The sequence below is a fragment of the Aggregatilinea sp. genome (assembly GCF_036822615.1).
Classification (GTDB): Bacteria; Chloroflexota; Anaerolineae; order Aggregatilineales; family Aggregatilineaceae; genus Aggregatilinea.
In genome coordinates this window covers 25,375-47,904 of sequence record NZ_DAISHJ010000019.1, presented here as the reverse complement: position 1 = coordinate 47,904, position 22,530 = coordinate 25,375, and the positions used below count along the sequence as shown (strand labels likewise).

At 63.3% G+C, this 22,530-nt stretch carries 22 protein-coding genes; 9 read left to right on the top strand and 13 right to left on the bottom strand.

Features of this window, described 5'->3' with window-relative positions; genetic code table 11:
• Positions 1-100: 100 nt before the first annotated feature.
• From V7116_RS08585 to V7116_RS08540, 10 genes are all read right to left on the bottom strand, one after another.
• Complete coding sequence (locus tag V7116_RS08585) at positions 101-550, bottom strand: MarR family winged helix-turn-helix transcriptional regulator (protein WP_324391492.1); 450 nt, start codon at positions 548-550, stop codon at positions 101-103.
• Positions 543-977: an EVE domain-containing protein gene (locus V7116_RS08580; RefSeq protein WP_324391491.1), complete on the bottom strand. Its 435-nt coding sequence runs from the start codon at positions 975-977 to the stop codon at positions 543-545. The genes V7116_RS08585 and V7116_RS08580 overlap by 8 nt, the downstream gene beginning before the upstream one ends.
• A gap of 114 nt (positions 978-1,091) precedes the next feature.
• Positions 1,092-3,023 (bottom strand): substrate-binding periplasmic protein, encoded by a 1,932-nt coding sequence (locus V7116_RS08575; RefSeq protein WP_324391490.1) that lies wholly within the window; start codon positions 3,021-3,023, stop codon positions 1,092-1,094.
• Entirely contained in the window at positions 3,004-3,684 is a 681-nt protein-coding gene (gene nadD / locus V7116_RS08570; RefSeq protein WP_324391489.1) for a nicotinate-nucleotide adenylyltransferase, read from the bottom strand. Before nadD ends, V7116_RS08575 begins: the two co-directional genes overlap by 20 nt.
• On the bottom strand, positions 3,672-4,937 hold the full coding sequence (gene obgE, locus V7116_RS08565; RefSeq protein ID WP_324391488.1) for a GTPase ObgE: 1,266 nt from the start codon (positions 4,935-4,937) through the stop codon (positions 3,672-3,674). Before obgE ends, nadD begins: the two co-directional genes overlap by 13 nt.
• Before the next feature lie 75 nt (positions 4,938-5,012).
• A complete protein-coding gene (locus tag V7116_RS08560; RefSeq protein ID WP_324391487.1) occupies positions 5,013-6,092 on the bottom strand; it encodes a toll/interleukin-1 receptor domain-containing protein in 1,080 nt (359 codons plus the stop codon).
• Between the two features lie 108 nt (positions 6,093-6,200).
• On the bottom strand, positions 6,201-6,698 hold the full coding sequence (locus V7116_RS08555) for an HIT family protein (protein ID WP_324391486.1): 498 nt from the start codon (positions 6,696-6,698) through the stop codon (positions 6,201-6,203).
• Entirely contained in the window at positions 6,698-7,627 is a 930-nt protein-coding gene (locus tag V7116_RS08550; protein WP_324391485.1) for a polyprenyl synthetase family protein, read from the bottom strand. Before V7116_RS08550 ends, V7116_RS08555 begins: the two co-directional genes overlap by 1 nt.
• Positions 7,628-7,791: 164 nt before the next feature.
• Positions 7,792-8,319, bottom strand: coding sequence for a GbsR/MarR family transcriptional regulator (locus tag V7116_RS08545; protein WP_324391484.1), 528 nt, complete (start codon positions 8,317-8,319; stop codon positions 7,792-7,794).
• Between the two features lie 209 nt (positions 8,320-8,528).
• The gene (locus tag V7116_RS08540; protein ID WP_324391483.1) at positions 8,529-9,293 is read right to left on the bottom strand and encodes an N-acetylmuramoyl-L-alanine amidase; all 765 of its coding nucleotides are present in this window, start codon (positions 9,291-9,293) and stop codon (positions 8,529-8,531) included.
• A gap of 448 nt (positions 9,294-9,741) precedes the next feature.
• Here V7116_RS08540 and V7116_RS08535 point away from each other — a divergent pair, with 448 nt between their 5' ends.
• Positions 9,742-10,365 (top strand): redox-sensing transcriptional repressor Rex, encoded by a 624-nt coding sequence (locus V7116_RS08535; RefSeq protein WP_324391482.1) that lies wholly within the window; start codon positions 9,742-9,744, stop codon positions 10,363-10,365.
• On the opposite strand, the gene V7116_RS08530 is transcribed toward V7116_RS08535, so the two are convergent.
• On the bottom strand, positions 10,353-10,808 hold the full coding sequence (locus tag V7116_RS08530) for a VanZ family protein (protein ID WP_324391481.1): 456 nt from the start codon (positions 10,806-10,808) through the stop codon (positions 10,353-10,355). The two genes, V7116_RS08535 and V7116_RS08530, sit on opposite strands and share 13 nt — an antisense overlap.
• Before the next feature lie 130 nt (positions 10,809-10,938).
• Between V7116_RS08530 and proC the strand changes: the two genes are divergently transcribed.
• From proC to atpC, 5 genes are all read left to right on the top strand, one after another.
• Positions 10,939-11,814, top strand: coding sequence for a pyrroline-5-carboxylate reductase (proC, locus tag V7116_RS08525; protein ID WP_324391480.1), 876 nt, complete (start codon positions 10,939-10,941; stop codon positions 11,812-11,814).
• A 696-nt stretch (positions 11,815-12,510) separates the two neighbouring features.
• Positions 12,511-14,049 (top strand): F0F1 ATP synthase subunit alpha, encoded by a 1,539-nt coding sequence (atpA, locus tag V7116_RS08520; RefSeq protein WP_324391479.1) that lies wholly within the window; start codon positions 12,511-12,513, stop codon positions 14,047-14,049.
• Between the two features lie 18 nt (positions 14,050-14,067).
• On the top strand, positions 14,068-15,021 hold the full coding sequence (atpG, locus tag V7116_RS08515; protein WP_324391478.1) for an ATP synthase F1 subunit gamma: 954 nt from the start codon (positions 14,068-14,070) through the stop codon (positions 15,019-15,021).
• A 36-nt stretch (positions 15,022-15,057) separates the two neighbouring features.
• The gene (gene atpD / locus V7116_RS08510) at positions 15,058-16,494 is read left to right on the top strand and encodes a F0F1 ATP synthase subunit beta (RefSeq protein ID WP_324391477.1); all 1,437 of its coding nucleotides are present in this window, start codon (positions 15,058-15,060) and stop codon (positions 16,492-16,494) included.
• 18 nt (positions 16,495-16,512) lie between these two features.
• The gene (gene atpC, locus V7116_RS08505) at positions 16,513-16,962 is read left to right on the top strand and encodes an ATP synthase F1 subunit epsilon (protein WP_324391476.1); all 450 of its coding nucleotides are present in this window, start codon (positions 16,513-16,515) and stop codon (positions 16,960-16,962) included.
• 154 nt (positions 16,963-17,116) lie between these two features.
• On the opposite strand, the gene V7116_RS08500 is transcribed toward atpC, so the two are convergent.
• Positions 17,117-18,097, bottom strand: a complete 981-nt coding sequence (locus tag V7116_RS08500) for a GNAT family N-acetyltransferase (RefSeq protein ID WP_324391475.1) — start codon at positions 18,095-18,097, stop codon at positions 17,117-17,119.
• A gap of 187 nt (positions 18,098-18,284) precedes the next feature.
• Between V7116_RS08500 and V7116_RS08495 the strand changes: the two genes are divergently transcribed.
• A complete protein-coding gene (locus V7116_RS08495) occupies positions 18,285-19,289 on the top strand; it encodes a rod shape-determining protein (protein WP_324391474.1) in 1,005 nt (334 codons plus the stop codon).
• A gap of 80 nt (positions 19,290-19,369) precedes the next feature.
• On the opposite strand, the gene V7116_RS08490 is transcribed toward V7116_RS08495, so the two are convergent.
• Entirely contained in the window at positions 19,370-20,923 is a 1,554-nt protein-coding gene (locus V7116_RS08490; RefSeq protein WP_324391473.1) for a bifunctional metallophosphatase/5'-nucleotidase, read from the bottom strand.
• A gap of 282 nt (positions 20,924-21,205) precedes the next feature.
• On the opposite strand from V7116_RS08490, the gene V7116_RS08485 reads away from it, so the two are divergent.
• Positions 21,206-21,817 (top strand): superoxide dismutase, encoded by a 612-nt coding sequence (locus tag V7116_RS08485; RefSeq protein ID WP_324391472.1) that lies wholly within the window; start codon positions 21,206-21,208, stop codon positions 21,815-21,817.
• 245 nt (positions 21,818-22,062) lie between these two features.
• Positions 22,063-22,410 carry a 4Fe-4S dicluster domain-containing protein gene (locus tag V7116_RS08480; RefSeq protein WP_324391471.1) on the top strand — a complete coding sequence of 116 codons (348 nt, stop codon included), beginning with the start codon at positions 22,063-22,065 and terminating at the stop codon, positions 22,408-22,410.
• Positions 22,411-22,530 lie beyond the last annotated feature (120 nt).

Sequence of the window (22,530 nt, the reverse complement as noted above, 5' to 3'; positions counted from 1 at the left end):
CAACGGGGTTTTGTAGGGGCGGGTTTCTAACCCGCCCTGGTTTTGCCGGATTTAAGAATCAAAGAGCATCACCACGCTCCTGCGTGTTTAGAGTAGGGGCTCACGGCGTGCGGCTCAGGCGGCGCAGCACCGCGACCAGCGCCGGGAGATCGGGCCCGGCGGTGGCGAAAAACCGCTCGTCCACATCTTCTACGACCTGCGTCGCCTGCGCGGCCAACGCGCGTCCCCCGTCCGTCACCTCGACCGCCTTCGCGCGGCTGTCGGTGGGATGCGGCGCGCGGCGAACCAGCCTCTTGTCCTCCAACGTGCGCAGCACCTGGGACGCCATCATCGGATCGATGCGCGCTTCGGCGGCGATCTGCGCCTGGGTGATCGCGTCCCCGCCGCGGCTGAGCCACACCCCCACCGCCAGCAGCACGTATTGCACGTGCGTCAGGTTGAGCGGCTCCAGGGCAGCGCGCTGCTCCCGCTGCCAGTGATTTGTGACCTGCCACAACAAAAAGCCGGGACTGTCGTCCGCGGAGGAATAGCGGAAGGGCGCGTCAGGCATCGATATCCACTCCCATCGCGGCGGCGATGCGGCGGAAATCCGCTTCGGGCACGCTGAAATGCCCGGTGCGGAAGACGTAACCCCAGTGCTGGCGGTCGTGGATGAAGGACAGCGCGTCCAGCATGGGCGCGATCGGCGCGGGCTGGGACGGAAGGAACGTCACGTCGCGGCGGAAGGGGATGAAGTCCGGGGCCATCTCGACCTGATAGATCGTGTCGCTGGTGATCCGTCCGAGGGCGGTGAACGCCTGAAGCGGCTCCCCGGCAGGGTAGTCGGTGCGCGGCGAGTAGAAGACGAACCAGTCGCCCACGGCCATGCGGCGCAGCGGCGCGGCTTTGCCGTGATTGAGCTGTATAAAGCCGCCTTCGACGCCCCGTTGAACGTGGCTGTGAGAGACGACGCCAATCCAATAGTGAGTGGGGTGCATGCCAGTTTCCTGTGATTTCATATGTGCGCATATTATATACGCGCATATGAAATATGCCAAACAAAAGCGGGCGTGGATGATCGCCCGCTAATTGTGGTTTTTGGGGGCGGGCGCTTAGCCCATCGCGGCGTCGCTGACGTGCGAGTCCGGGTTGACCTGCGGCCAGGGCAGGATGGTCAGCGGATCGCCCAGGGCGAAAGTCTCCGACCACAGGCGCTGGTACGTGCCGTCCTGGGCCATGTCCTGCAGCGTGAAATCGACCAGGGCGCGGAAGTCCGCGTCGTTGCGGGGCAGAGCCAGGGTGATGGGCAGCACGTCGCCGTAGGGCGTATCGAGGATCTTCACCGAGTCGGGATCGGCTTCGCGGGCCAGCGCCAGCAGGCGCAGGCTGTCCCCGAAGATGGCCTTGATGTTGTCTTCCACGACCATCGTATAGACTGCTTCGTCTTCGCGCTGGATGGCGAAGGTCGAGACGTTGTTCTTGACGTTGAACATCTCGGCCAACTGCAAGATGCGATCCTCGTCGCCTGCCGAATCCGCGAAGAAGCCGATCCACCAGCCCGTGCCGCGCATGTCGGAAAAGCCTTCGATCTCGCTGTTGGCGGGGACCATCAGGCGGTTGCCGTGTTGGATGTAGGGCAGGGAATACTCGACGCGATCCGCGCCGTCCCAGCGCGGGCTGACACCCACGGCCAGATCCGCTTCGCCGTTGGCGACCAGATCGACGGCGTTCTGCGCGGAGTTGGGCACGTATTCGATCTGCGCGCCCCAGCGCCGCGCCATTTCCTCGACCATCGCCTTGTTGAGCGCGTTGGTGATGCGAACCCCGGCGGGCGCTTCTTCGCCCTCCTGCATGATGCCCGCCACGCGGATCGGCTGGCCGCTCTGGATACGGTCCATGATCGAGCTGGCGGGGTAGGGCATGTCGGCGTTGAAGTCGGCCAGGACGCGCTCGTCTTCGTACAGGCTGCCATAGACCGGCACCAGCGCGTCGAAGTTCATGTCATCGCTGGGGAACCACTGGTCGAAGATCTCGTCCAGGCGACCGCTGGCCTTCAGGCGCTGCAAGGAGCGGTCGAGCACGTTGCGCAGGTTGACGTCGAAGCGGCGCATGGCGATCGCGTACGGCTCGTACGCGACGACCTGATCGATCAGACGCATCTGCTGGCGTCCGGCGCGGCGCAGGCTGTCCAGCGGGCCAACCATGCCTTCGACTTCGCCCGTTGCCAGCGCGTCCAGCGCGGCGTTCTGCGACATATAGGTGCGGATGTCCATACTGATTCCGGTCTGTTCCATCCACTGGCGCAGAACACGCTCGCTGCGCGTGCCGATCTCGACCGCGACGGGCACGCCCGCCATCGACGCGAGGTCGGAATAGGGGCTGTCGGCACGGACGACCATGCGCTCCTCGTTGAGATAGTACGGGTGCGTGTAGTCGAGCAGGTTGTCGCGGTCGCGCGAGTGCACCTGCGTGCCGATCAACACGTCCACGTCGCCGTTCAACAGCATGGTGATGTCGTTCTGGCGCGTGACCTGGACCCACTGCACGCTGATGCCCAGCTCGATCTCAATGGCGCGCATAATGTCGGCTTCGTAGCCGTCGATTTCGCCGGTTTCATTCAGCCACGCGAAGGGGTAGGCGTTGTAATACGTGCCGACGCGCAGCGTCTGCGATTCCTGGGCGTTGATGAGACCGGACTGCTCATATGGCGTGGAAGGCGTGGGCGTCAACTGGCTGGGCACGAGGGTCGGCGGCACGAGGGTCGGCGCGGACACGGTTGGCGTGGTGGACGGCTCCGGCGTGTTCGTGGCGGTCGGCGTCGGGGTCGAGGTGATCAGCGGCTCGACTTCGGCGGTTCCAATCGGCTCCACGATGATCGGCCCGGCTTCTTCGGTCGCTTCCGGTCCCTGGGCGGCGGCGGGCGATCCGCAGCCGGACGCGACCAGCGCAGCCAGCAGCAGGGCGGCGATCAGGGGGGCAAAAGGCCCAGTGCGCCGCGCCATACGCGGGTGAGCCTGTGTCACGTTAGGATTCATCACGTCCATCGTCGGACCTCCTATACAAGTGGTGTTCCTCGACGTACGCGCAAACGGCGTCCGGCAGTTGGTAGCGCACGCTGACGCCCGCCGCGATCTGCGCCGCGATGTGTGAGGCGGACAGCTCGATCAGCGGCGCGTCGATCCAGGCGATGCGCTCGCGGATGCCGGGGATGTGGCGCTCCAGGTCGTCGAAGTTGGGGGTGTAGCCGGGGCGGCGCATCACGCCGAGCGTCGCCAGCGTGATCAGCTCCGCCGGGCGCGACCAGGTGGGCAGGTCGCGCAGGGAATCGCCACCGATCAGGAAAAACAGGTCCGCGCCGGGATAGTCGGCCCGGACCAGACGCAGCATATCGACGGTATAGTGCGGGCCGGGCCGGTCGAGGTCCGCGCGGCACAGGGCGAAGCGGTCGTTATCCGCGATTGCGCGCTCGACCATCGCGGCGCGGTGTGGGGCGCTGGCGCGCACGTCCGAGGCAGACTTGTGGGGCGGATCGGCAGCGGGCGTGAACAACACACAGTCCAGCGCGAGGCTGCTGGCTGACGTTTCGGCCAGGATCAGGTGGCCGACGTGCGGCGGGTCGAACGTCCCGCCGAAGATCCCGATTCGTTTCCCGCGCGCTGGATTGGCCCCCCTCACCGCGCTGGCGGCGAGGCTCAGTCTTCCCATTCAAACTCCATGTCACCGATGTGCACCGTGTCGCCGTTCTGGACGCCTGCGTTCCGCAGGGCCTTGGCGATGCCCATCGATTCGAGGATGCGCTGGAAGCGCGCCACGGCCTGATCGTAATCCCAGTAGGTCATGGCGACGGCACGCTCGATGCGCTTGCCGGTTACGTGAAACTCGCCGTGCCGGTCGCGCGAGACTTCAAACGCAAATGGATCTTCGCCCAACTGATACACGGGCTTTTCGGTGTCTTCGTCGGGCGTTTCTTCTGGCAGATCGTCCAGAATCTGCATGGCGCGGATGAGCACGTCGCGCGTGTTGAGGTGCGTCGCGGCGGAAATAGCGATCACCTCGTAGTCGAGGGCTTCCAACGCGGCGCGAACCTCCGGCCAGCGGGCCTGCGCGTCGGGCAGATCCATTTTGTTGAACGCGACGACCTGCGGTTTTTCGCCCAGACGCTCGTCAAACAGCGCCAGCTCGGTGTTGATCTGGTGGAAGTCGGCCAGCGGGTCCTCCGCGCTGCCGTCGAGCACGTGAATCAGGACGCGCGTGCGCTGGATGTGGCGCAGGAAGTCGTGGCCCAGGCCAACGCCCGCGTGCGCGCCTTCGATCAGCCCCGGAATATCGGCCAGGACCAGATCGCGGTGATCGATCATCGCCACGCCGAGGTTCGGCTCCAGGGTGGTGAAGGGGTAATCGGCAATTTTCGGCTTGGCGTTGCTGAGGACGGACAGCAGGGTCGATTTGCCCGCGTTGGGCACGCCCACTAGCCCGATATCGGCCAGCAGCTTGAGTTCGAGCTGCAAGCGGCGCTCCTCGCCCGGCTCGCCTTTTTCGGCGTAACGCGGGGCCTGGTTGGTGCTGGTGGCGTAGCGCGCATTGCCGCGCCCGCCGCGCCCGCCCTTGGCGACCATGACGCGCTGATCCGGCTCCACGAGGTCCGCGATCAGCGCCCCCGTGTCGGCATCGCGCACGATGGTTCCCGGCGGGACGTCGATCAACAGATCGTCGCCGCCATGCCCGGTACGGTCACTCTGGCCGCCGTGCTCGCCGTGCTGCGCCTGAAACGAATGCTTCTGGTTGAAGACGATCAGCGTGTTGAGGGTCGGCCTGACGACGAGGTACACGTCGCCACCCTTGCCGCCGTCGCCGCCGCTGGGACCGCCCCGAGGTACGTATTTCTCGCGGCGGAACGCGATCAAGCCGTTGCCGCCGTTGCCACTTTTTACGGTAATGGTTGCTTCATCATAGCTCATGGCGCGGGAGTTTAGCGCGCCGCGTGAGGGGCGTCAACCCGGGGCGGGGTCCCGGTTGGTGAGCGGAGGATTCGGCTAGAGCTTCGGCGTTGGCGGTGGCTCTTTGCCGCCATCTGTGCGCAGCGCTCTGATGACATTCTCAATTTCGCGCTCGAAAATGGCGTTATCGTGCTCCCAGCCTTTGAAATCGGCGGCAATGCGGGATTGAATCTGGCGTTTCTTGCCGCTCGTGAACTCGTCACTGAACAGGTAGCCATCGAGATCGAGTGGGATCAATGCTTTAACCTTCTGGCCGCGCTGTCTGGTTAGCTCGCGTTCTTTTTCAAAAAGTGTGTCGAGTTCGTTATCAACCCACCAGCTTGTGAGGGAATGTTCCGACGCGCAGAGAATGACTTTGTCCCATAGACGGATACCACGATCAATTTCCTCGTAAATATCATCACCGGGGTTCATTTGGTGCTCATCTAGCCAGCAGCGTATACCGCGCCCCTGTAATGTGTCGTGTATCCGGCGCGCAAATGCTTTGTCGGCGTGGCTGTAGCTGATGAAGCACGAATAAAACTCAAGGCCTTTTCCGAGAAGGGAAGGCAAGTAGGTGATCAAGTTTTCGGGGACGCCGCAGCCGCGCAGAAAAACGTCTGGGATTTTGCCTTGAGAACGGTAAAGAGTGTTGATGTCGATATAGCTTGGTCCGAAGTGAACAATTTCGGTTAATCCAATAGTTTCCGATAGGTCGATGTCATTCAGAATCGTGTGAAACCAACTAGTATTTTTTACGCTGGTGCCTACCATGGTACACCTGACAAATGCGGCTTCGTACAGATCGCTTTCTCCAAAGTCTGCAAGGCTAAGATCAGTATCAGTAAAATGTGTCCCAGGCACGTTGGATTCATAAAATTGTGCACCATTTAGGTTTACACGATCGAATACCACCCTGTCCAAAAAACTCCAACTTAAATCGGCCATCTGCATGTTCGTCAGGCGGAACACGGCATCCTCCAGATTTGCCGTACTGAGATTAACGGAACTGAGATTCAAACTGCTAAGCTGTGCGCCGCTTAAATCAATCTCAAAGCCTTGATCTATGTTCACTGCGCGCCACTCATTCCAAACATCCACGCCCTGCATTAGAATCGCGTACTGTTCCTCGTTCATTGGACCTCACTTCCCCGTGCCGCGTGATCACAGCATAGCATGAAATTACATGCGGGAAAGTCGGGGGAACTATAGGAAATTAAGTGGCAGAGAGTAGGGGGAGACGGATTACGCGCCGTTTACCCGTTCCGGCAGCTTTTCCCGCAGCTGCGCGGCAAGCTCCGCGCGCTGCTCGGTGGGCATGAGGAAACGCCGCTGCAGGTAGGTGGCGTAGAAGTTGTCGCCGGAGTAGCGCGGGGTGACGTGCAGGTGGTAGTGCCAGACATCCTGGTTTCCAGCAGGCTCGTTGTGTTGGCGCGTCGAGACGCCGTCGCAGGACCACGCGGCCTTCATCGCCAGCGCGACCGCCTGCGCCACGAGGTGAATCCGCAAACCGACCTCGGCGGGCAGCTCGTACAGGTTCTCGTAGTGCGTGGTGGGGATGACCAGCGTATTCCCGGCATTGACCGGCGACTGGTGCGAGGCGATCATCGCGTAGACGAGATCGTCACGGTAGACGACGTGATCGGGTGTGCTCCATACCTTGTCGTCGGGCTGGCCCTGCGCCAGCTGGCAGAACGGGCAGCGGTAGCCTTCCGGCGCGTGATGAAACGCGGAGGGCAGCATCAGTGGTCGCGGTTGACGGCCTGATACGCCAGCGCGCGCAGCGCGTCACGGGCGGGGGAGGCGGGCAGCACGTCCAGGCTCTGCACGGCGAGATCGGCGTATTCACGTGCCTTCTCGCGGCCCTTGGTGACCGCTTCGAGCAGCGAATCGCCAAAGCCTTCCACGGCGGGCAGGCTGTCGTTGGCAAGCTCGATCGTGACGCCATTGCCGGACGGACGACCGCCCTGCATGGCGACCGCAAGGCCGCGCCCCTGCGCCACGTCGATCCCCGCGTTTTTGCCGAGCGTTTCCGCGTCCCCGCTCAGGTCGAGGATGTCGTCTTCGATCTGGAACGCCAGCCCCAGGTTGAACGCGTAGTCTTTGAGCCCCGTCACCCAACCGGCGGGGGCGTGCGCGATGGTCGCGCCCAGTTCGACCGCCGCCACGAACAGCGAGGCCGTCTTTTTGGCGATGATCTCCATGTACGTGTCGCGGTCGAGCGTGCCCTGCTTGGAGGCCAGAATTTGCAGCGTCTCGCCTTCGACCAGGGTCGCGGTTGCGTCGGCCAGGATCGCGTTGATCTCGCCGGGGTAGGTCGCCATCAGTTGGTAGACCTTGGTGAACATGAAGTCGCCGGTCAGCAGGGCGACCGTGCCGCCCCACCGCGCGTTGACCGTCTCGCGGCCACGGCGCATCGTGCCGTGATCGTTGATGTCGTCGTGCACCAGGGTCGCGGTGTGGATCAGCTCGATGCCAACCGCCAGCGGGACCGCGTCGGCGGGCGTTGGGCCGTTGACGGCGGCGTTCGCCAGCAGAACCAGACGCGGGCGCAGCCGTTTGCCCCCGGCGGCGAGGATGTGGTGGCTGGCGTCTTGCAGGACGGGGACGGAGCTTTGGGTCACGGAGAGCAGCTGCTCATCTACCGCCTTGATAAGATCTTCGAGTGCCATGCAGTCTCCCGTTTTGTTACTCAACGCCGCCCGCAGCCTGGGGGATGTGGAGCGGATTGTTTGTGTCTTTTAGAACTTTCTAAAAGAATTATACGAAGATTGAACGCCTCCGTCAATTTGAAATAACTATTAATTTCAGATAGTCGGGGCGTTCGATCGCGCTCCTACTCGAAGTCCAGCCGCTTAAAATCGTTTACGTCCGGCTGGTTCTGTGCCTGCTCGATGATCGAGGTGAGTACCAGCTTCGCCAGCCCGAAAAAGTCCTGAAGCTGATCGAGCCGGTTAATGTAGAAATCGGCCAACTTGCGTTCGTCCGAGTCCATTTTGGGCATGGCGTTCTGGATGGATTCGGCGTTATCGCGCAGGACGCGCAGCGCCTGGTTGACGTCGCGCAGCTCGCGGCTGCTGAGCACGTTGGTCATGATGCGCCAGAAGTCGCTCTCAGGCCGGTAATACTTGCGCCGGTCGTCTTTGATCCAGACTTCGTGCACGATGCCCATGTGTTCCAGCGAGCGCAGGTTCATGCTGACGCTGGCCTTCGAGATGCCCAGATGCTCCATCATTTCGTCGAGATTGAGCGGACGAGGACTGAGCAGCAGCGCACCAAATAACTGGCCGACAACTTTGCTGAAACCGAAATAACTCGCAAGCAGGCCCAATCCTTCGAGCACGCTGGTATTGGCCGCCTGCATACTTGGGTCCTGAAACATGTGTGGGGTAGTGGTATCGGACATGCTGGTTTGCCGTATCGATTCTGGGTGCACGCTGGCTCACCCAGCCTGTCACCGCCGCTCCACGCGCTTTTTCGGAGCATCCCGATGAGCGCAGTATGATGGTAACAGCCCAACTCTTACCGTGCAAGTGCGATCATTACCCTGAATGCCGGTCGTAAACGCCAGAATTAGGTCTTCGGCTGCCCGTAGCCGCTCGTTCCCAGTTCCAGCCCGGCAGATTCGGCCAGCGCTTCCAGGTAATAGCTCAGGTTACGGCCCGGACAGTCGGTGAAGTCGTTGAATTCTTTGTGCCCGGCCAGGTGCGTCAGTTCCAGGCGCAGGGCGAGCCAATCGATCAGGCGCTGGCCCGATACGATCTGTTCGGCGGTGGGCACGGTTTCCTCGAAGTTGCCGAAAAACACCACGCCGATGCTGCCCGTGTTGGCGCCCTCGACGTGCGTGCCGCGTACATCCATCGCGCGGCCTTCGAACACGACCCCGGTCGTGCCGACGCCGAAATGGTAGGCGATATCGGCCCAGCCGCGATCGTCCATGTGCAGATCCTGGATCTCGCGCATGGTGGCCTCGTCATCCGACTCCACGATCACGGAGTGGTGCACGACCACGGTCGTGTAGGTGTCCCGCAGATCGCCCTCATATTCGCGCCAGCCTTCTTCGTTGAGCAGGCTGTAAAAGCCGGATTCATTCTCGGCTTCGTGATCCGGCTCGCGCGCGCCCCAACCGGCGCGGGAGATGATCGTGGGGCGGTCGATCTGCTTGAGCGCCAGCGGACGCGGGGTCGCGGTGGGTCCGGCTGCGCCGTGGCTGCGCCGGACGGCGGTGATCAGCAGGTAGCCCGCCGCGCCGGTCGCGCAGGTCAGCCCGGCGGCCATCGACGTGATCCCGGCCAGCCCCAGGAAGCGGCGGCGGGAGTATTCAGCGTGCTGCGACATGACGGTTTCTGCCCGGTCGAGCGACCCGACCGACGGCGTACGCAGTGAGTGCGGGCATCAGCTCCTCGACGTAACCCTTACTTTCCACCAGAAGTATAAAACTTTTTGGCCCCAATTGCTCTGGATGCTGGTAAATGGATATTACACGTGTGCTTAGACGTGCCTTGCCTTTGTTGGAACTTATCGATAGGGTGGATTTAGGCGACATTCCTGAAAGCAAGGATACGGCGGAATCCGGCGGCGATGGCGGGGCGGGGACATGGGGGGCGAAATGGACGGGTTTTGTCACAGTCTGTTCTGCCGTGCGAATTGTTTTCATGCTACATCTGTGCTAGGATTGCTCTAGTATTCACACTTAGAACATCATTGTTTTTGGGCGCTGCATGTGCGAAAGGAGGAAACGGGAGCCCTCTGGATCACCGGAGAGGCAGCCCGTTTGCGGATCCTGATGGCGAATACTCCCACCATTCCAGACATTGTCATTGGCCGCTTGCCGATCTACTTGCGAGCGCTCAACCACATGATCCTAGACGAAAAAGATTACACGTCGTCGCACGAACTGGGCGAGCGGCTGGGGATCAGCTCCGCGCAGATCCGCAAGGACCTGTCGCATTTCGGTGAGTTCGGCAAGCAGGGGACCGGGTACAACGTCCGGTTCCTCTACGATCAGATCCGCCAGATCCTCCAGGTCGATCGTCACTGGCCGATGGCGGTGGTCGGCATCGGTGACCTGGGGCGCGCCGTCGCCAACTATCGCGGATTCCAGCCGCGCGGGTTCCTGGTGACGTGCCTGTTCGATAACGACGCCGACAAGATCAACGAGAAGATCAACGACCTGGAAGTGCTGCCGATCGATCGCATGAAAGACGAGATCCAGCGGCAGAGCATTCAGGTGGCGATGATCGCCGTGCCCGCCGAGGCGGCGCAGGCCGTCGCGGATCAACTCGTCGAGGCCGGGGTGCGCGCGATCCTGAATTACGCGCCGATCACGCTGGTCGTGCCGCCGACCGTGCACGTTCAGCACATCGATCCGGTGGTGCACTTGCAGCACATGGCGTATTACCTGCGCTGAGCGAGCAGCACGCGCGTCCGCCAGCGCGAGGCGGTCCACAGGACCACCACCGCCAGCGCCGCGCCCACGAAGTCGAAGCCGAGATCCGTCACCGAGGCGTGACGCCCGCGCACGAAGGTCTGGTGCAGTTCGTCGCTGACGGCGAAGCTCATCGCCGCGGCGAGGGCGGCAAATCCGGCGGTGGAAGGCGTATAGGTAGCGGCAAACGCACGGAATAACAGAGCGGCCAGCAGCCCATAGGCGAGCATATGGCCGCTCTTTTTGATGATGAAGTCCCAGCCGCCGGGGAAGATCGGCATCGCGCCGGAGAAGTAGACCGACTCCGCGCCGGGGTGCTCGATCTTGGGCTGGGCAGAGCTGACGAACAACAGCGCCATCATCGCCAGCACCGGACCCCAACAGCGAAGCAAGACCGGGATTGAAATTCTCTCGTGGTGTGTCATACTATCTCCCTACTGTATCCTTCTGTCTTACCGCGCGGCCACACGCAGCGCAATCGGCGGTTGGTTGGCGCTTGCCTGATGCGCCATCCGGCGCGAACGTCCAACAACACGAGCGCACAAGGAGCGTCACATGTTTGAGGATCTCACCCTGGCGTTTATCGGCGGCGGCAACATGGGCGAGGCGATGATCCACGGCCTGATCAAGCGGAACATGGTCGATCCCAAGCAGATCATCGCGTCCGAGCCGCGCACGGAGCGCGGAGAAGAACTGGCCGAACGCTACGGCGTGCGCTTCACGACGGATAACGTGGAAGCCACCACGGAAGCCGATCTGCTGGTGCTGGCGGTCAAGCCGCAGGTGCTCGAAGACGTGCTGCCGGAGATCCGCTCCGGCGCGCGCAACTGCTCGCTGGTGCTGAGCATCGTCGCGGGCGTGCCGATCCGGGCCATCGCGGACGGGTTGGCGAACCCCTACGTCGTGCGGGCCATGCCCAACACCCCGGCACGCATCGGGCAGGGGATCAGCGTGTGGGCGGCGACGCCGGAAGTGCCGGAAGATCAGCGGCAGCTGGCGCAGGCGCTGCTGCAAGCGCTGGGCCAGGAAATTTACGTGCGCGACGAAGATTATTTGAACATGGCGACGGCGCTCAGCGGCACCGGCCCGGCGTACGTGTTCATGTTCATGGAAGCGATGATCGATGCGGGCGTGCACATGGGCTTTTCGCGGCACGTCGCGGAGCAGCTCGTGATCCAGACGATGCGCGGCTCGGTCGAATATGCGGCGGCGTCGGGCGAGCACCCGGCAGTGCTGCGCAATCAGGTTACCAGCCCCGGCGGCACGTCGGCAGAGGCGATCTATCACCTGGAAAAAGGCAACCTGCGCACGGTGGTGGCGCGGGCGATTTGGGCCGCGTACCAGCGCAGCGTCGGGCTGGGCGGCGGACGGAAGGTATCGCGGCTGGCGGGACGGCATCCCGAGCAGAACGGCGACGACGAAGGCGATTAGCGGCGGGTAGTCGTTAGTCGTTAGTTTGAAGTTGTTAGGCAAAAGCGACCCTGTTCCCCGGCCCTTTCCCAATCAGAAATGGGCCGGGGGGATGAAAACCGGACGAGCGGTGCGCAGCGCAGACTTCCGTAGGGGCGGGGCTTGCCTCGCTCGTCGTCAGCAAGGCCGGGTAGGGCAAGCCGGACTGTGAGGCCGTGCTTGTCTCCCCTCTCCAGCCCAGACTGGCTGAGGGGGCGACACTAGATTCTGCTGAGGGAAGAGATAGCCAACGAAACGCGCACTGTCTCTTCCGAATCTCGCAGTCTCTCGCTCAAAACATGCCCTAGAAGCATGTGCGATGCGCTGCGAAAAAGTTACTGTCGCCCCCTCAACCAGCCCAGACTGGAGAGGGGCCGGGGGTGAGGTCGCGGTGATGACCGGATTATTTTGGGAATATGCCGCGATGTCTGTCGGCGTGGAAAATCGGGTAGAGGCAAACTGAACGAGAAAGTCAGATAAATTTTTGATTTTTTCGTTTAATTGTACTATTCTTAACAAAGGACGTCGTCCGTTTGCGCCCATCCATCCCTGCCGTCCGACCCAACGTTTATCTCTTTTAGAAAAAACTGAACAAATGTGAATAATCTGCGCAAAACAGGTACTATTTGCACGTTACGCACAGGCTGAGATCCCCAGGCTGCAAGGAGACAACCCTACATGGCGGAACTAACAAGCGATCTGACCAAAGGTTTATTGGAGCAAATAGCGAGCTTTGAGCGTGAACTGAAGGCGGTTGAGGTCGGAACCGTCGAAGAAGTTGGCGACGGTATCGCTCGCGTCGTAGGGCTGGACCATATCCGCGCGTCCGAACTGGTGCAGTTCGAAAACGGCGTGGTGGGTATGGTGTTCAACCTCGAAGCGGATAACGTCGGTGTGATCATCATGGGTGACTACACCGAAATCCGTGAAGGCGACGAGGTGCGCGGTACGGGCCGCGTGATCTCGGTCCCGGTGGGTGAGGGGCTGGTTGGGCGCGTGGTAGACGCGCTTGGCCGTCCCATCGACGGCAAGGGACCGATTCGCAGCAGCGAATCCCTGCCTGCCGAGCGCATCGCCCCCGGCGTGATCGACCGCCGCAACGTGTATCGCCCGCTGCAAACCGGTATCCGCGCGATCGACGCGATGTTCGCCATCGGTCGCGGCCAGCGCGAGCTGATCATCGGTGACCGCCAGACGGGTAAGACCGCCATCGCGCTCGACGCGATCATCAACCAGCGCGACGAAAACGTAATTTCGATTTACGTCGCCATCGGTCAGAAGCGCGCGCAGGTGGCGCGGGTGGTGGCGACCCTGGAAGAACACGGCGCGATGGACTCGACCATCGTGGTCGTGGCGTCCGCATCCGACCCCGCCGCGCTGCAGTACATCGCGCCCTATGCGGGCACGGCGATGGGCGAGTACTTCATGGAGCAGGGCAAGGACGCGCTGATCGTCTACGACGACCTGTCCAAGCATGCATGGGCCTACCGGCAGGTTTCGCTGCTGATGCGCCGTCCGCCTGGGCGTGAAGCGTATCCCGGCGACGTGTTCTATCTGCACAGTCGCCTGTTGGAGCGCTCGGCGCAGATGTCCGAGGAACGCGGCGGCGGCAGCCTGACGGCGCTGCCGATCATCGAGACGCTGCTGGGCGACGTCTCGGCGTACGTGCCGACGAACGTGATTTCGATCACCGACGGCCAGATCTTCCTCGAAACGGACCTGTTCTACGCGGGCGTCCGCCCGGCGATCAATACGGGTATCAGCGTCAGCCGCGTCGGTGGTGACGCGCAGCGCCAGATCCTGCGTAAGATCGCGGGCCGCCTGAAGCTGGAAATGGCCCAGTTCCGCAGCCTCGCCGCGTTCGCGCAGTTCGGCTCGGACCTGGACAAGGCCACGCAGCAGCAGCTCGACCGTGGTATGCGCTTGCAGGAACTGCTGAAGCAGCCGCAGTACCAGCCGACCCCGCTGGGCGATCAGGTGGCGCTGCTGGTGGCGGGCACGCGCGGCAAGCTGGATCACGTGCCGGTGGCGCAGGTGAAGGACTGGGAAGAGCGCTTCCTGACCTTCTTCCACACCAACCAGCCGGACTTCGAGCAGGTGGTCAAGGCGGCGGATTACAAGCTGACCGACGAGATCGACAAAATCATCGTGGACACCATCGACGCTTTTAACGAGACGTGGGCGCGCACGACCGAACCGGCAGCAGCGCAAGCCTAGCGCGGAGAGGACGTAGCGATGCCCACCGCACGAGAAATTCAGCGCCGAATCAATTCGGTGCAGAACATCAACCAGGTGACACACGCGCTCGAAGCCGTATCCGCGTCGGCAGTACGCCGCGCGCAGAACGCGGCCATGTCGAGCCGCCCCTACGCGCAGTATGCGTACGAGGTGCTGGTGAACGTCGCGGCGCAGAGCCGCGGCACGCCGCTGCACCCGCTGCTGGAAGTGCGCCCCGACGTCAAGCGGATCGCCGTGGTGCTGATCACCGGCGATCGCGGGCTGGCGGGCGCGTACAACACGAACATTGTGCGGCGCGCGATGACTTTCGTCGAGCAGTACGAGCGTCCGGTGCACTGGGTGACGGTAGGCCGCAAAGGCCGCGACCTCGTCCGGCGCTGGATCGCGCGGCAGAGGGCGAACCCGGATGCCCCCGCGTATCTCAAGCAGCAGACCATCGTCGCGGAGTTCTCGAATCTGCCCGCCGGGCCGGACCTGGAAGACGTTGCACCGATCGCGCAGACGATCTTCGAGGAATTCCTGAATCACACGGTGGACGAGGTGTTCATCGCCTATACGCAGTTCGTGAACACCATGACGCAGCGTCCGCAGGTGCTGCACCTGCTGCCGTTGAAGCCCTTCGAGCCGTCGAGCCGCGCGATTCTCGATCTCGTGCAGGCCAGCCCGGAAGTGCACAACGCGCACCGCGTCTACACTTACGAGCCGAGCGCCGAGGCGATCCTTCAGGAAGTGCTGCCGCGTTTCACCGAGCTTCAGATCTTGCAGGCCCTGCGCGAGAGCCTGTCGAGCGAGCACAGCGCGCGTATGGTCGCCATGCGCAACGCCTCATCGAGCGCGGAAACGCTGTCGGAGATGCTCACGCTGGAATATAACAAGGCGCGCCAGCTTGCGATTACCAGTGAGATTTTGGACATCATCGGCGGCGTCGAGGCTCTCGACCAAAAGGGCTAAGCCCCCGTCGCACAGGAGAATTGAGGACACTACAGCATGGTAGCGATGACTAAAGAGGAAGTGAAGGGCGTCGTTTCTCAGATTCTGGGCGGCGTGGTGGACGTGGCATTCCCTGACAATGCGGGACTGCCCGATATCTACGACGCGATCCGCGTGCCGCGCGACGGCCAGGACGACCTGATCCTGGAAGTGCAGCAGCACCTGGGCGGCGGCGCGGTCCGTACGGTGGCGATGGACACCACCGACGGCTTGCAGCGCGGCGTGCCCGCCTTTACCACCGGAGCACCGATCCAGGTCCCGGTAGGTGAGACAGTGCTGGGACGAATTTTTAACGTGCTTGGCAAGGCCATCGACGGCAAAGACGATGTTGTCACCGATCTGCGGTATCCGATTCATCGTTCCGCGCCGTCATTCGACGAGCAGGCAACCGACGTCGAAATGTTCGAGACGGGCATCAAGGTCATCGACCTGATCGCGCCGTTCCGTCGTGGCGGTAAGGCCGGGATCTTCGGCGGCGCGGGCACGGGCAAGACCGTCATCATCATGGAGCTGATTCGCTCGATCGCCAAGGAGCACGCCGGATTCTCGGTGTTCGCGGGCGTGGGTGAGCGGACGCGTGAAGGCACGCAGCTCTATCACGAAATGATCGAAAGCGGCGTGATCAACCAGACGGCGATGGTCTTCGGCCAGATGAACGAGCCGTCGGGCGTGCGTCTGCGCGTGGCGCTGAGCGGGCTGGCGATGGCGGAATATTTCCGCGACCAGGGCCGCGACGTGCTGCTGTTCATCGACAACATCTTCCGCTTCTCGCTGAGCGGTTCGGAAGTGTCGGCGCTGCTGGGCCGTATGCCCTCCGCCGTGGGCTACCAGCCGACGCTGGCGCAGGAGATGGGCGACCTTCAGGAGCGCATCACCAGCACCAAGACCGGCTCGATCACGTCGCTGCAGGCCGTGTACGTGCCCGCCGACGACTATTCCGACCCGGCCCCGGTCGCGGTGTTCGCGCACCTGGATGGTACGATCGCGCTCGACCGGCAGATCGCGGCGCAGGCGATTTTCCCGGCGGTGGACCCGCTGGCGAGTAACAGCCGCGTGCTCGATCCGCTGGTGGTAGGTGAAGATCACTACCGCACCGCGCGCGACGTGCAGCAGGTGCTCCAGCGCTATAAGGACCTGCAGGACATCATCGCCATCCTGGGCATCGACGAGCTTTCGGAAGAAGACAAGGCGATCGTAGGCCGCGCCCGCCGCATCCAGTTCTTCCTCAGCCAGCCGATGTTCGTGGCGGAACAGTTCACGGGCCGCGAAGGGCGCTACGTGCCCGTGGCCGAGACGGTGCGCGGGTTCCGCATGATCCTCGACGGCGAGCTGGATCACATCCCGGAGCAGATGTTCTACATGGCCGGGCTGATCGACGAAGTGGTCGAGCGGTACGCGGAGGCCCAGGCCGAAGAAACGCGCGCCGCCGCGTAGGGCAGAAGGGAGACACCGATGCCCATAGAAGTTGAGGTGGTCTCGCGCTTGCGCGAGCTGTACCACACGACCAAGGCAACCCTGGTAGTGATCCCCGGCAGCGAGGGCCAGATGGGCGTGCTGCCGAACCACACGCCGCTGCTCACGACGCTGAATTACGGCGAGTTGCGGATCGTGGAGGGGCACAACGAGGTGAGCTTCGTGGTGTACGGCGGGATCGTGGACGTGCGGCCCGACAAGGTCACGGTGCTGGCCGACGACGCCGAATCCGTGTACGACATCAACGTGGACGAAGTCGAAGCCGCCCGCGAGCGGGCGCGCCAGTTGATGCTGGCGCATCCGACCGACGCGCAGCGCGCGGAGATCGCGCAGGAACTGCGCCGCGCCGAAATCGCGGTGCGCATCCGGCAGCGCGTCGAGGCGAGTGGGCACCAGATCCGCGTGCTGGACGACACCAACGCCGGGTAAAACCCACAGCGTGTTTTGCGTGACATTGACGGGGGCGGCTCAACCAGAGCTGCCCTCGTTTTTTGTGTGGGGTCAGGAAATAGGGATCTGGTCTGGTTTTCGTAGGGGCGATGCTTGCATCGCCCGTTGTGATCCGCCCGCGCTCACAGATCCGTCAGGGCCGCTGCCCAACGTGTTCCGGGACGCGCAAAACCGAGACGCAAACCGGCTCGAAGTATTTCGGCCAGAAGTGCGCCGCTTCGGGATTGAACGACTCGAAATCGACCGAACAGCGCGCGAAGCCATGCGCCGCGTAGTGCCGCAGCGCCGCGTAGTGCCGCAGCGCCGCGTCGAGCAGGGCGGGCGCTGCGCCCCGGCCCCGGTAGGCGGGGCGGACGTACGCGCCGGTGATCGCCGCGGTCGCATCGTCCTCCACGATGGCGGCGGCCCCGTGGCTGCGGCCCTCGAAGCGCATGAATCCGGCGAGCGTGTCCCCGTCCAGCGCGAGCCACACGCTGTTGTTGGGATCGTCGAGCAGCGCGGCGAATTCGGCGGCGTCCGTGGACGGCTGCGGGACCATAAACACGGGCGGCTGCGCATAGTGCGTCCAGTGTTCCGCGTCGAGATCGGCCAGCGCGTCCGCGTCCTGAGGCGCGGCCTGCCGCACCGTCAGCCCGGCGGGCGGGCGCACATCGAGCGCGTCCAGAGGCCGGATCGCGTCAAGCAGCACCATCCCGAAGCCGCTCCAGAACCACGTCTGTTCCACGTCCCGGTCGCCTGCCAGCAGCGTCAGGCAGTGCGTGTCGCAGCCCTCATTGGCCCACTGCGCGGAGATGGCGCGGTAGAGCGCGTTGTAGACCGCGCGAGTGGAGTCGCCCGCCACGGCGTGACCCCATTCGGGGCAGTACGCGGCGCGGCGCGTTGTTTCGCGGAAGTGATCGACCACGAAGCCGCCCAGGTAGCCGATCAACCGGTCGCCGTCGAAGGCGGCGACGGCCCGCCCGCCGGTGATCGCGTTCAGGCGCTCCTCGACGCACGCGGGATCGGCCAGCGTGCCGGGCAGGATCGGGACGCGGCGGTGCAGCGCGGCGAAGCGTCCGGCGAACAGCGCGGCGGCCTGGGGAATGTGGGCGGACTCAAACGGAACGATGCGCATATTTTTGATCCTTTGCAGCGACGCGCGACGCGATGATGGGCGCGCTTTGATGAATTATACGCGCGGCGAACGGTTTGGATGCGCCCCCACAGTGACCGCTTAAATTTCGCCTAGCCGGGCAGGACGCGGTATGGTAAGCTAAAATCTTTGCGGTACGTGAATTACGGCACGCAGAAGGTGTTGGTACATGGCGCTATTCGTACGAAAACTCGGCGTGGACCTGGGCACGGTCAACGTGATGGTCTACGCAAACAACCAGATTGTGCTGCAAGAACCCGCGATGGTGGCGCTCACGATTGAGGATGAGCGCGTCGTGGCGGTGGGGCAGGAAGCGCGCGATATGTATGGGCGTCACCCGGAGCATATCGAGGTGATCCGCCCGCTGCGCGACGGCGTGATCGCGGACTACGAAGTGACGGAAGCGATGCTGCGCTACTTTTTGCGCAAAATCGGCGGGCGGGTGCGCACGCGCAGGCCGGAAGTAATGATCAGCGTGCCCTACGGCGTGACGAGCGTCGAGAAGCGCGCCGTGCACGAGGCGACGATCCGCGCCGGGGCGCGCGTGGCCTACCTGCTGCCGGAGCCGCTGCTGGCGGCGCTGGGCGCGGGCCTGCCGATCAGCACCCCCGCCGGGAACATGGTATTCAATCTGGGCGGCGGGATCAGCGAGGCGGCGGTGCTGGCGATGAACGGCATCGTCGTGGCGGACAGCGTCCGCATGGGCGGGATGCGGCTCGATGACGCGATCATCAACTACATCCGGCGCAAGTACAGCCTCGTGATCGGGGAACCCACGGCAGAGTCGATCAAGATTCAGATCGGCGCGGCGGTGGATATCGGTGAAGAACTGAGCATGGAGATCCAGGGGCGCGACCAGGTCGGCGGGCTGCCGCGCACGATCACGGTCACGACCAGCGAAGTAGTCGAGGCGATCGAGGAGCCGCTGGCCGCGATCGTCGGCGCGGCGAAATCCGTGCTGGAAAAGACGCCGCCGGAGCTGGCCTCAGACATCATCGACCGGGGCATCGTGCTGACCGGGGGCGGGGCGATGCTGCGCGGCATCGACGAATACGTGACGCGCGCCGTCGGCGTGCCTGCCTATCGCACGGAAGATCCGATGGTGGCGACGGCGGTCGGCGCGGGACGCGCGCTGGACGATCTGGCGCTGCTGCGGCGGATGCACGGGCTGTAAGCCCGCGACCGCATTACGCAAGACAGAAGCGCGTGTGAGATCATCTCACACGCGCTTTTTTTGTTAGCTGCCCATTCTGCTTACTGATCGGGTGGGCGGCGGGGAACCTGCCGCAGAATGTCGCCCAGGGGCTGTGTTTTGTGCGGGCGAGGTGTGTCGTCGGGGCTGGTCGGCGGCTCCGGGATGCGCTCGATCGCAGCCTCGCGGCGCAGGATGCGCGGCTCGTCCGGCGGCGTGTTCACGGACTGGCGGCGCAGGTAGTCTTGCAGCACTTCGCGCAGGACACGCGTCACGTCCAGCGTCACGTCTTCCAGATTCATGTCGGGGAAGTAGCCCCGGCGCGGCATCAGCTCGAAGTCCGTAGCGGCCACCACGTAGAGCGCGTCCGGCTGCACTGGCTCGCCCTCGATCTCCACGTCGCTCACGCGCTGGCCGAACGGGGCGCTCGGGTTCAGGCGATAGCGCAGGCCGGACACCTGGAGGATGCCCACCGGATTGTTGTTCATGGCGCGCGGCGTGCGGTTCCACACGTCGGGATCGGCCCCATATTCGAGCGCACGCAGAAGCTGCGCGCCCGTCACTTCGGCAGCGCCCGCGTTGGCCGTCGAGGGGCAGGCGCGCGCCATATCGCCCAATGTTACCGCCTCCTCGGGCAGATCGCCGGAGAAGTGGCCGGTCACGAGGATCGCGGCCTGAGCGTGCATGCGCTCACGCAGCGCGTCCGCCGCCATCTGCCCCAGGCTGCACGCGCTGTCCGTGGCGAGCGTCGCGGGCGCGGTAAGGTGCGTGACTTCCTGTTCCAACTTGCGCGCGACGTCCTCCTGGATGGATTCCCAGGCGGTGCTCACGGCAGGGTGAGGCGGCAGGTCTTCATGCACGGACAGGATCTGCCCGCGCCACTCGACCAGCTTATCGTGATCGTCCAGCGTCAAGTCCAGCCGCCCCAGGTAGCGCGCCCGGTCGCCCGCGTGGCAGATCGGCACGCCGTAGATCACGCGCGGGGCGGCCATCCGCGCATGAGAATGCCCGCCGATGATGAAATTGAGTTCCGGGACGGTTTCGGCCAGCTCGACGTCGCGCTCGTAGCCGAGATGCGACAGCGCGCCGATCACCTGGCATCCCTGGGCGCGCAGGGCGTGAAGCTGCTGGCGCGCCATCTCGATGGTGTTCGGCACACGCAGGTTATAAAACTGCTCGTAGGTGTCTTTGATCTCGGTGGTCAGGCCGATCAGCCCGACGCGGATCGTGCCGCAGGTGATGATGCGCGTGGGCGAGGTGCCGGGCAGGGGGGTGGGGTGCAGGTCGCGCGTGAGCACGTTGGCGCACAGGAGCGGAATGTTGCTGGCGCTGCTGACGCCGCGTAGCACCTGCGGCCCGTACGCGAGCAGCAGCCCGTTTCCGACGACGGCGGCCTGATAGCCCGCCGTGCGCATCAGGCGGTAGATGGCGGCGCCTTTGGTCAGGTCGCTCTCCAGGCAGGCGCGATCCTCGGCGTCGCCCGTATCGACCAGGATCACGTGGCGACCGACGGCGGTCAGCTCGTAACGCTGGCTGTAGGCCAGGGTCGCCAGACGCAAAAAACGCTCGATGTTGGCGTGGATGTCGCCCGTATAGAGAATCGTGATGTGGTTCATCAGGAACTGGCCTGCGATTTTAATAAGTGCCTAACCCGCAGTATAACATGAGACTTTGCGCGCCGAAACCGTGCGCGGGCAGACAAACGCTTACACCCGTGCGTGGCGCGGCAATCTTATGAAATGTTTATGCGGATAAGACTCAAAAGTTTTTATAATCAGTTTTAGAGAAAATTGGCGTTAGGCCGCATGGATTACTCCCTACCGACCAGGCTGGCGCCGGTGCTCTCTGCGAGAGCCTGTAGGTTGTGTTTGACGGTACCTTATATAAGGAGACAGACCATGTCAACCAAGCACGAACTTCCGCCGCTCCCCTACGCCTACGACGCGCTGGAGCCCCATATTGACGAGCAGACGATGCACCTGCATCACGATAAGCACCATCTGGGCTATGTGAACGGGCTGAACAAGGCCGAGGACGAGCTGGCGAAGGCGCGCGACGAGGGTAACTTTTCCCTGATCAAGCACTGGGAGCGTGAGGCCGCGTTCCACGGGTCGGGCCACTTCCTGCACAGCATCTTCTGGCCCAACATGGCCCCGGCGGGCAACGGCGGCGGCGGGCAGCCCGGCGGCGATCTGGCGGCCCAGATCAACCAGGATTTCGGCAGCTTCGATAAGTTCAAGGCGCAGTTCTCGGCGGCGGCGAACGCGGTCGAGGGCAGCGGCTGGGCGCTGCTGGTGTGGGAGCCGGAAGGCCGCCACCTGTCGGTCCTGACCGCCGAGAAGCACCAGAACCTCACGCAGTGGGGCGTCGCGCCGCTGCTGGTGCTGGACGTGTGGGAGCACGCGTATTATCTGAAGTACCAAAACCAACGCGCCGCGTACGTGGAAGCGTTCTGGAACGTGGTCAACTGGTCGGACGTGGCGGAGCGTCTCGCTGCCGCACGCGGCTAGCCTCATTCGTTTTCGCACGACCAGGAGCGAATGCCTCGCAGGGCATTCGCTCTTTTTTTGAGCGATTTTGAGTTGTACTTTCACGGGTATCTGGTATAGTGAACGTCATTAATTGGCGCGCCGAGCAACGCAGTGCCCGCTGCTATCGCGGCGCACGTTTGCCCTGGAAAGCCTGGCTTGTGCGATGCCGCGACGGCATCGAGTAACAGTGTTTTTTGAACCTTACCACTACAGGAGCTTGACGCATGACTCACATCATTACCAGCATTTGCTTGCGCGACGGCGCATGCGTTGAAGTTTGCCCGGTGGACTGCATCGTGCCCGGGTTCCCCGAGAACGAGTGGCCGTGGTATTTCATCGATCCCGACACCTGCATCGACTGCGGTGCGTGCGTGCCGGAATGCCCGTTCGAGGCCATCTTCGTCGAAGATGAAGTCCCGGCGTCCTACGAACTGGCGGCAGGCCAGGAGCGCATTCCGTTCCGTGGCGAGCGTTATGCTTCGGACGGCGGCGAGGTCGTGGACCTGACCGAAGATATTCAGCCGAACTACGATTTCTTCCAGTCTGGCCCCGGTTACGATTCCAAGCCGTAACCGCGTTCAGAGATATCCATATCAAACGCGAAGGATCGCCCCGGCGATCCTTTTTGTGTTTCAACCCGCGTTACAGTATGCGGCGCAATATCGACTGATTTCGGTAAAACGCGGTATAAT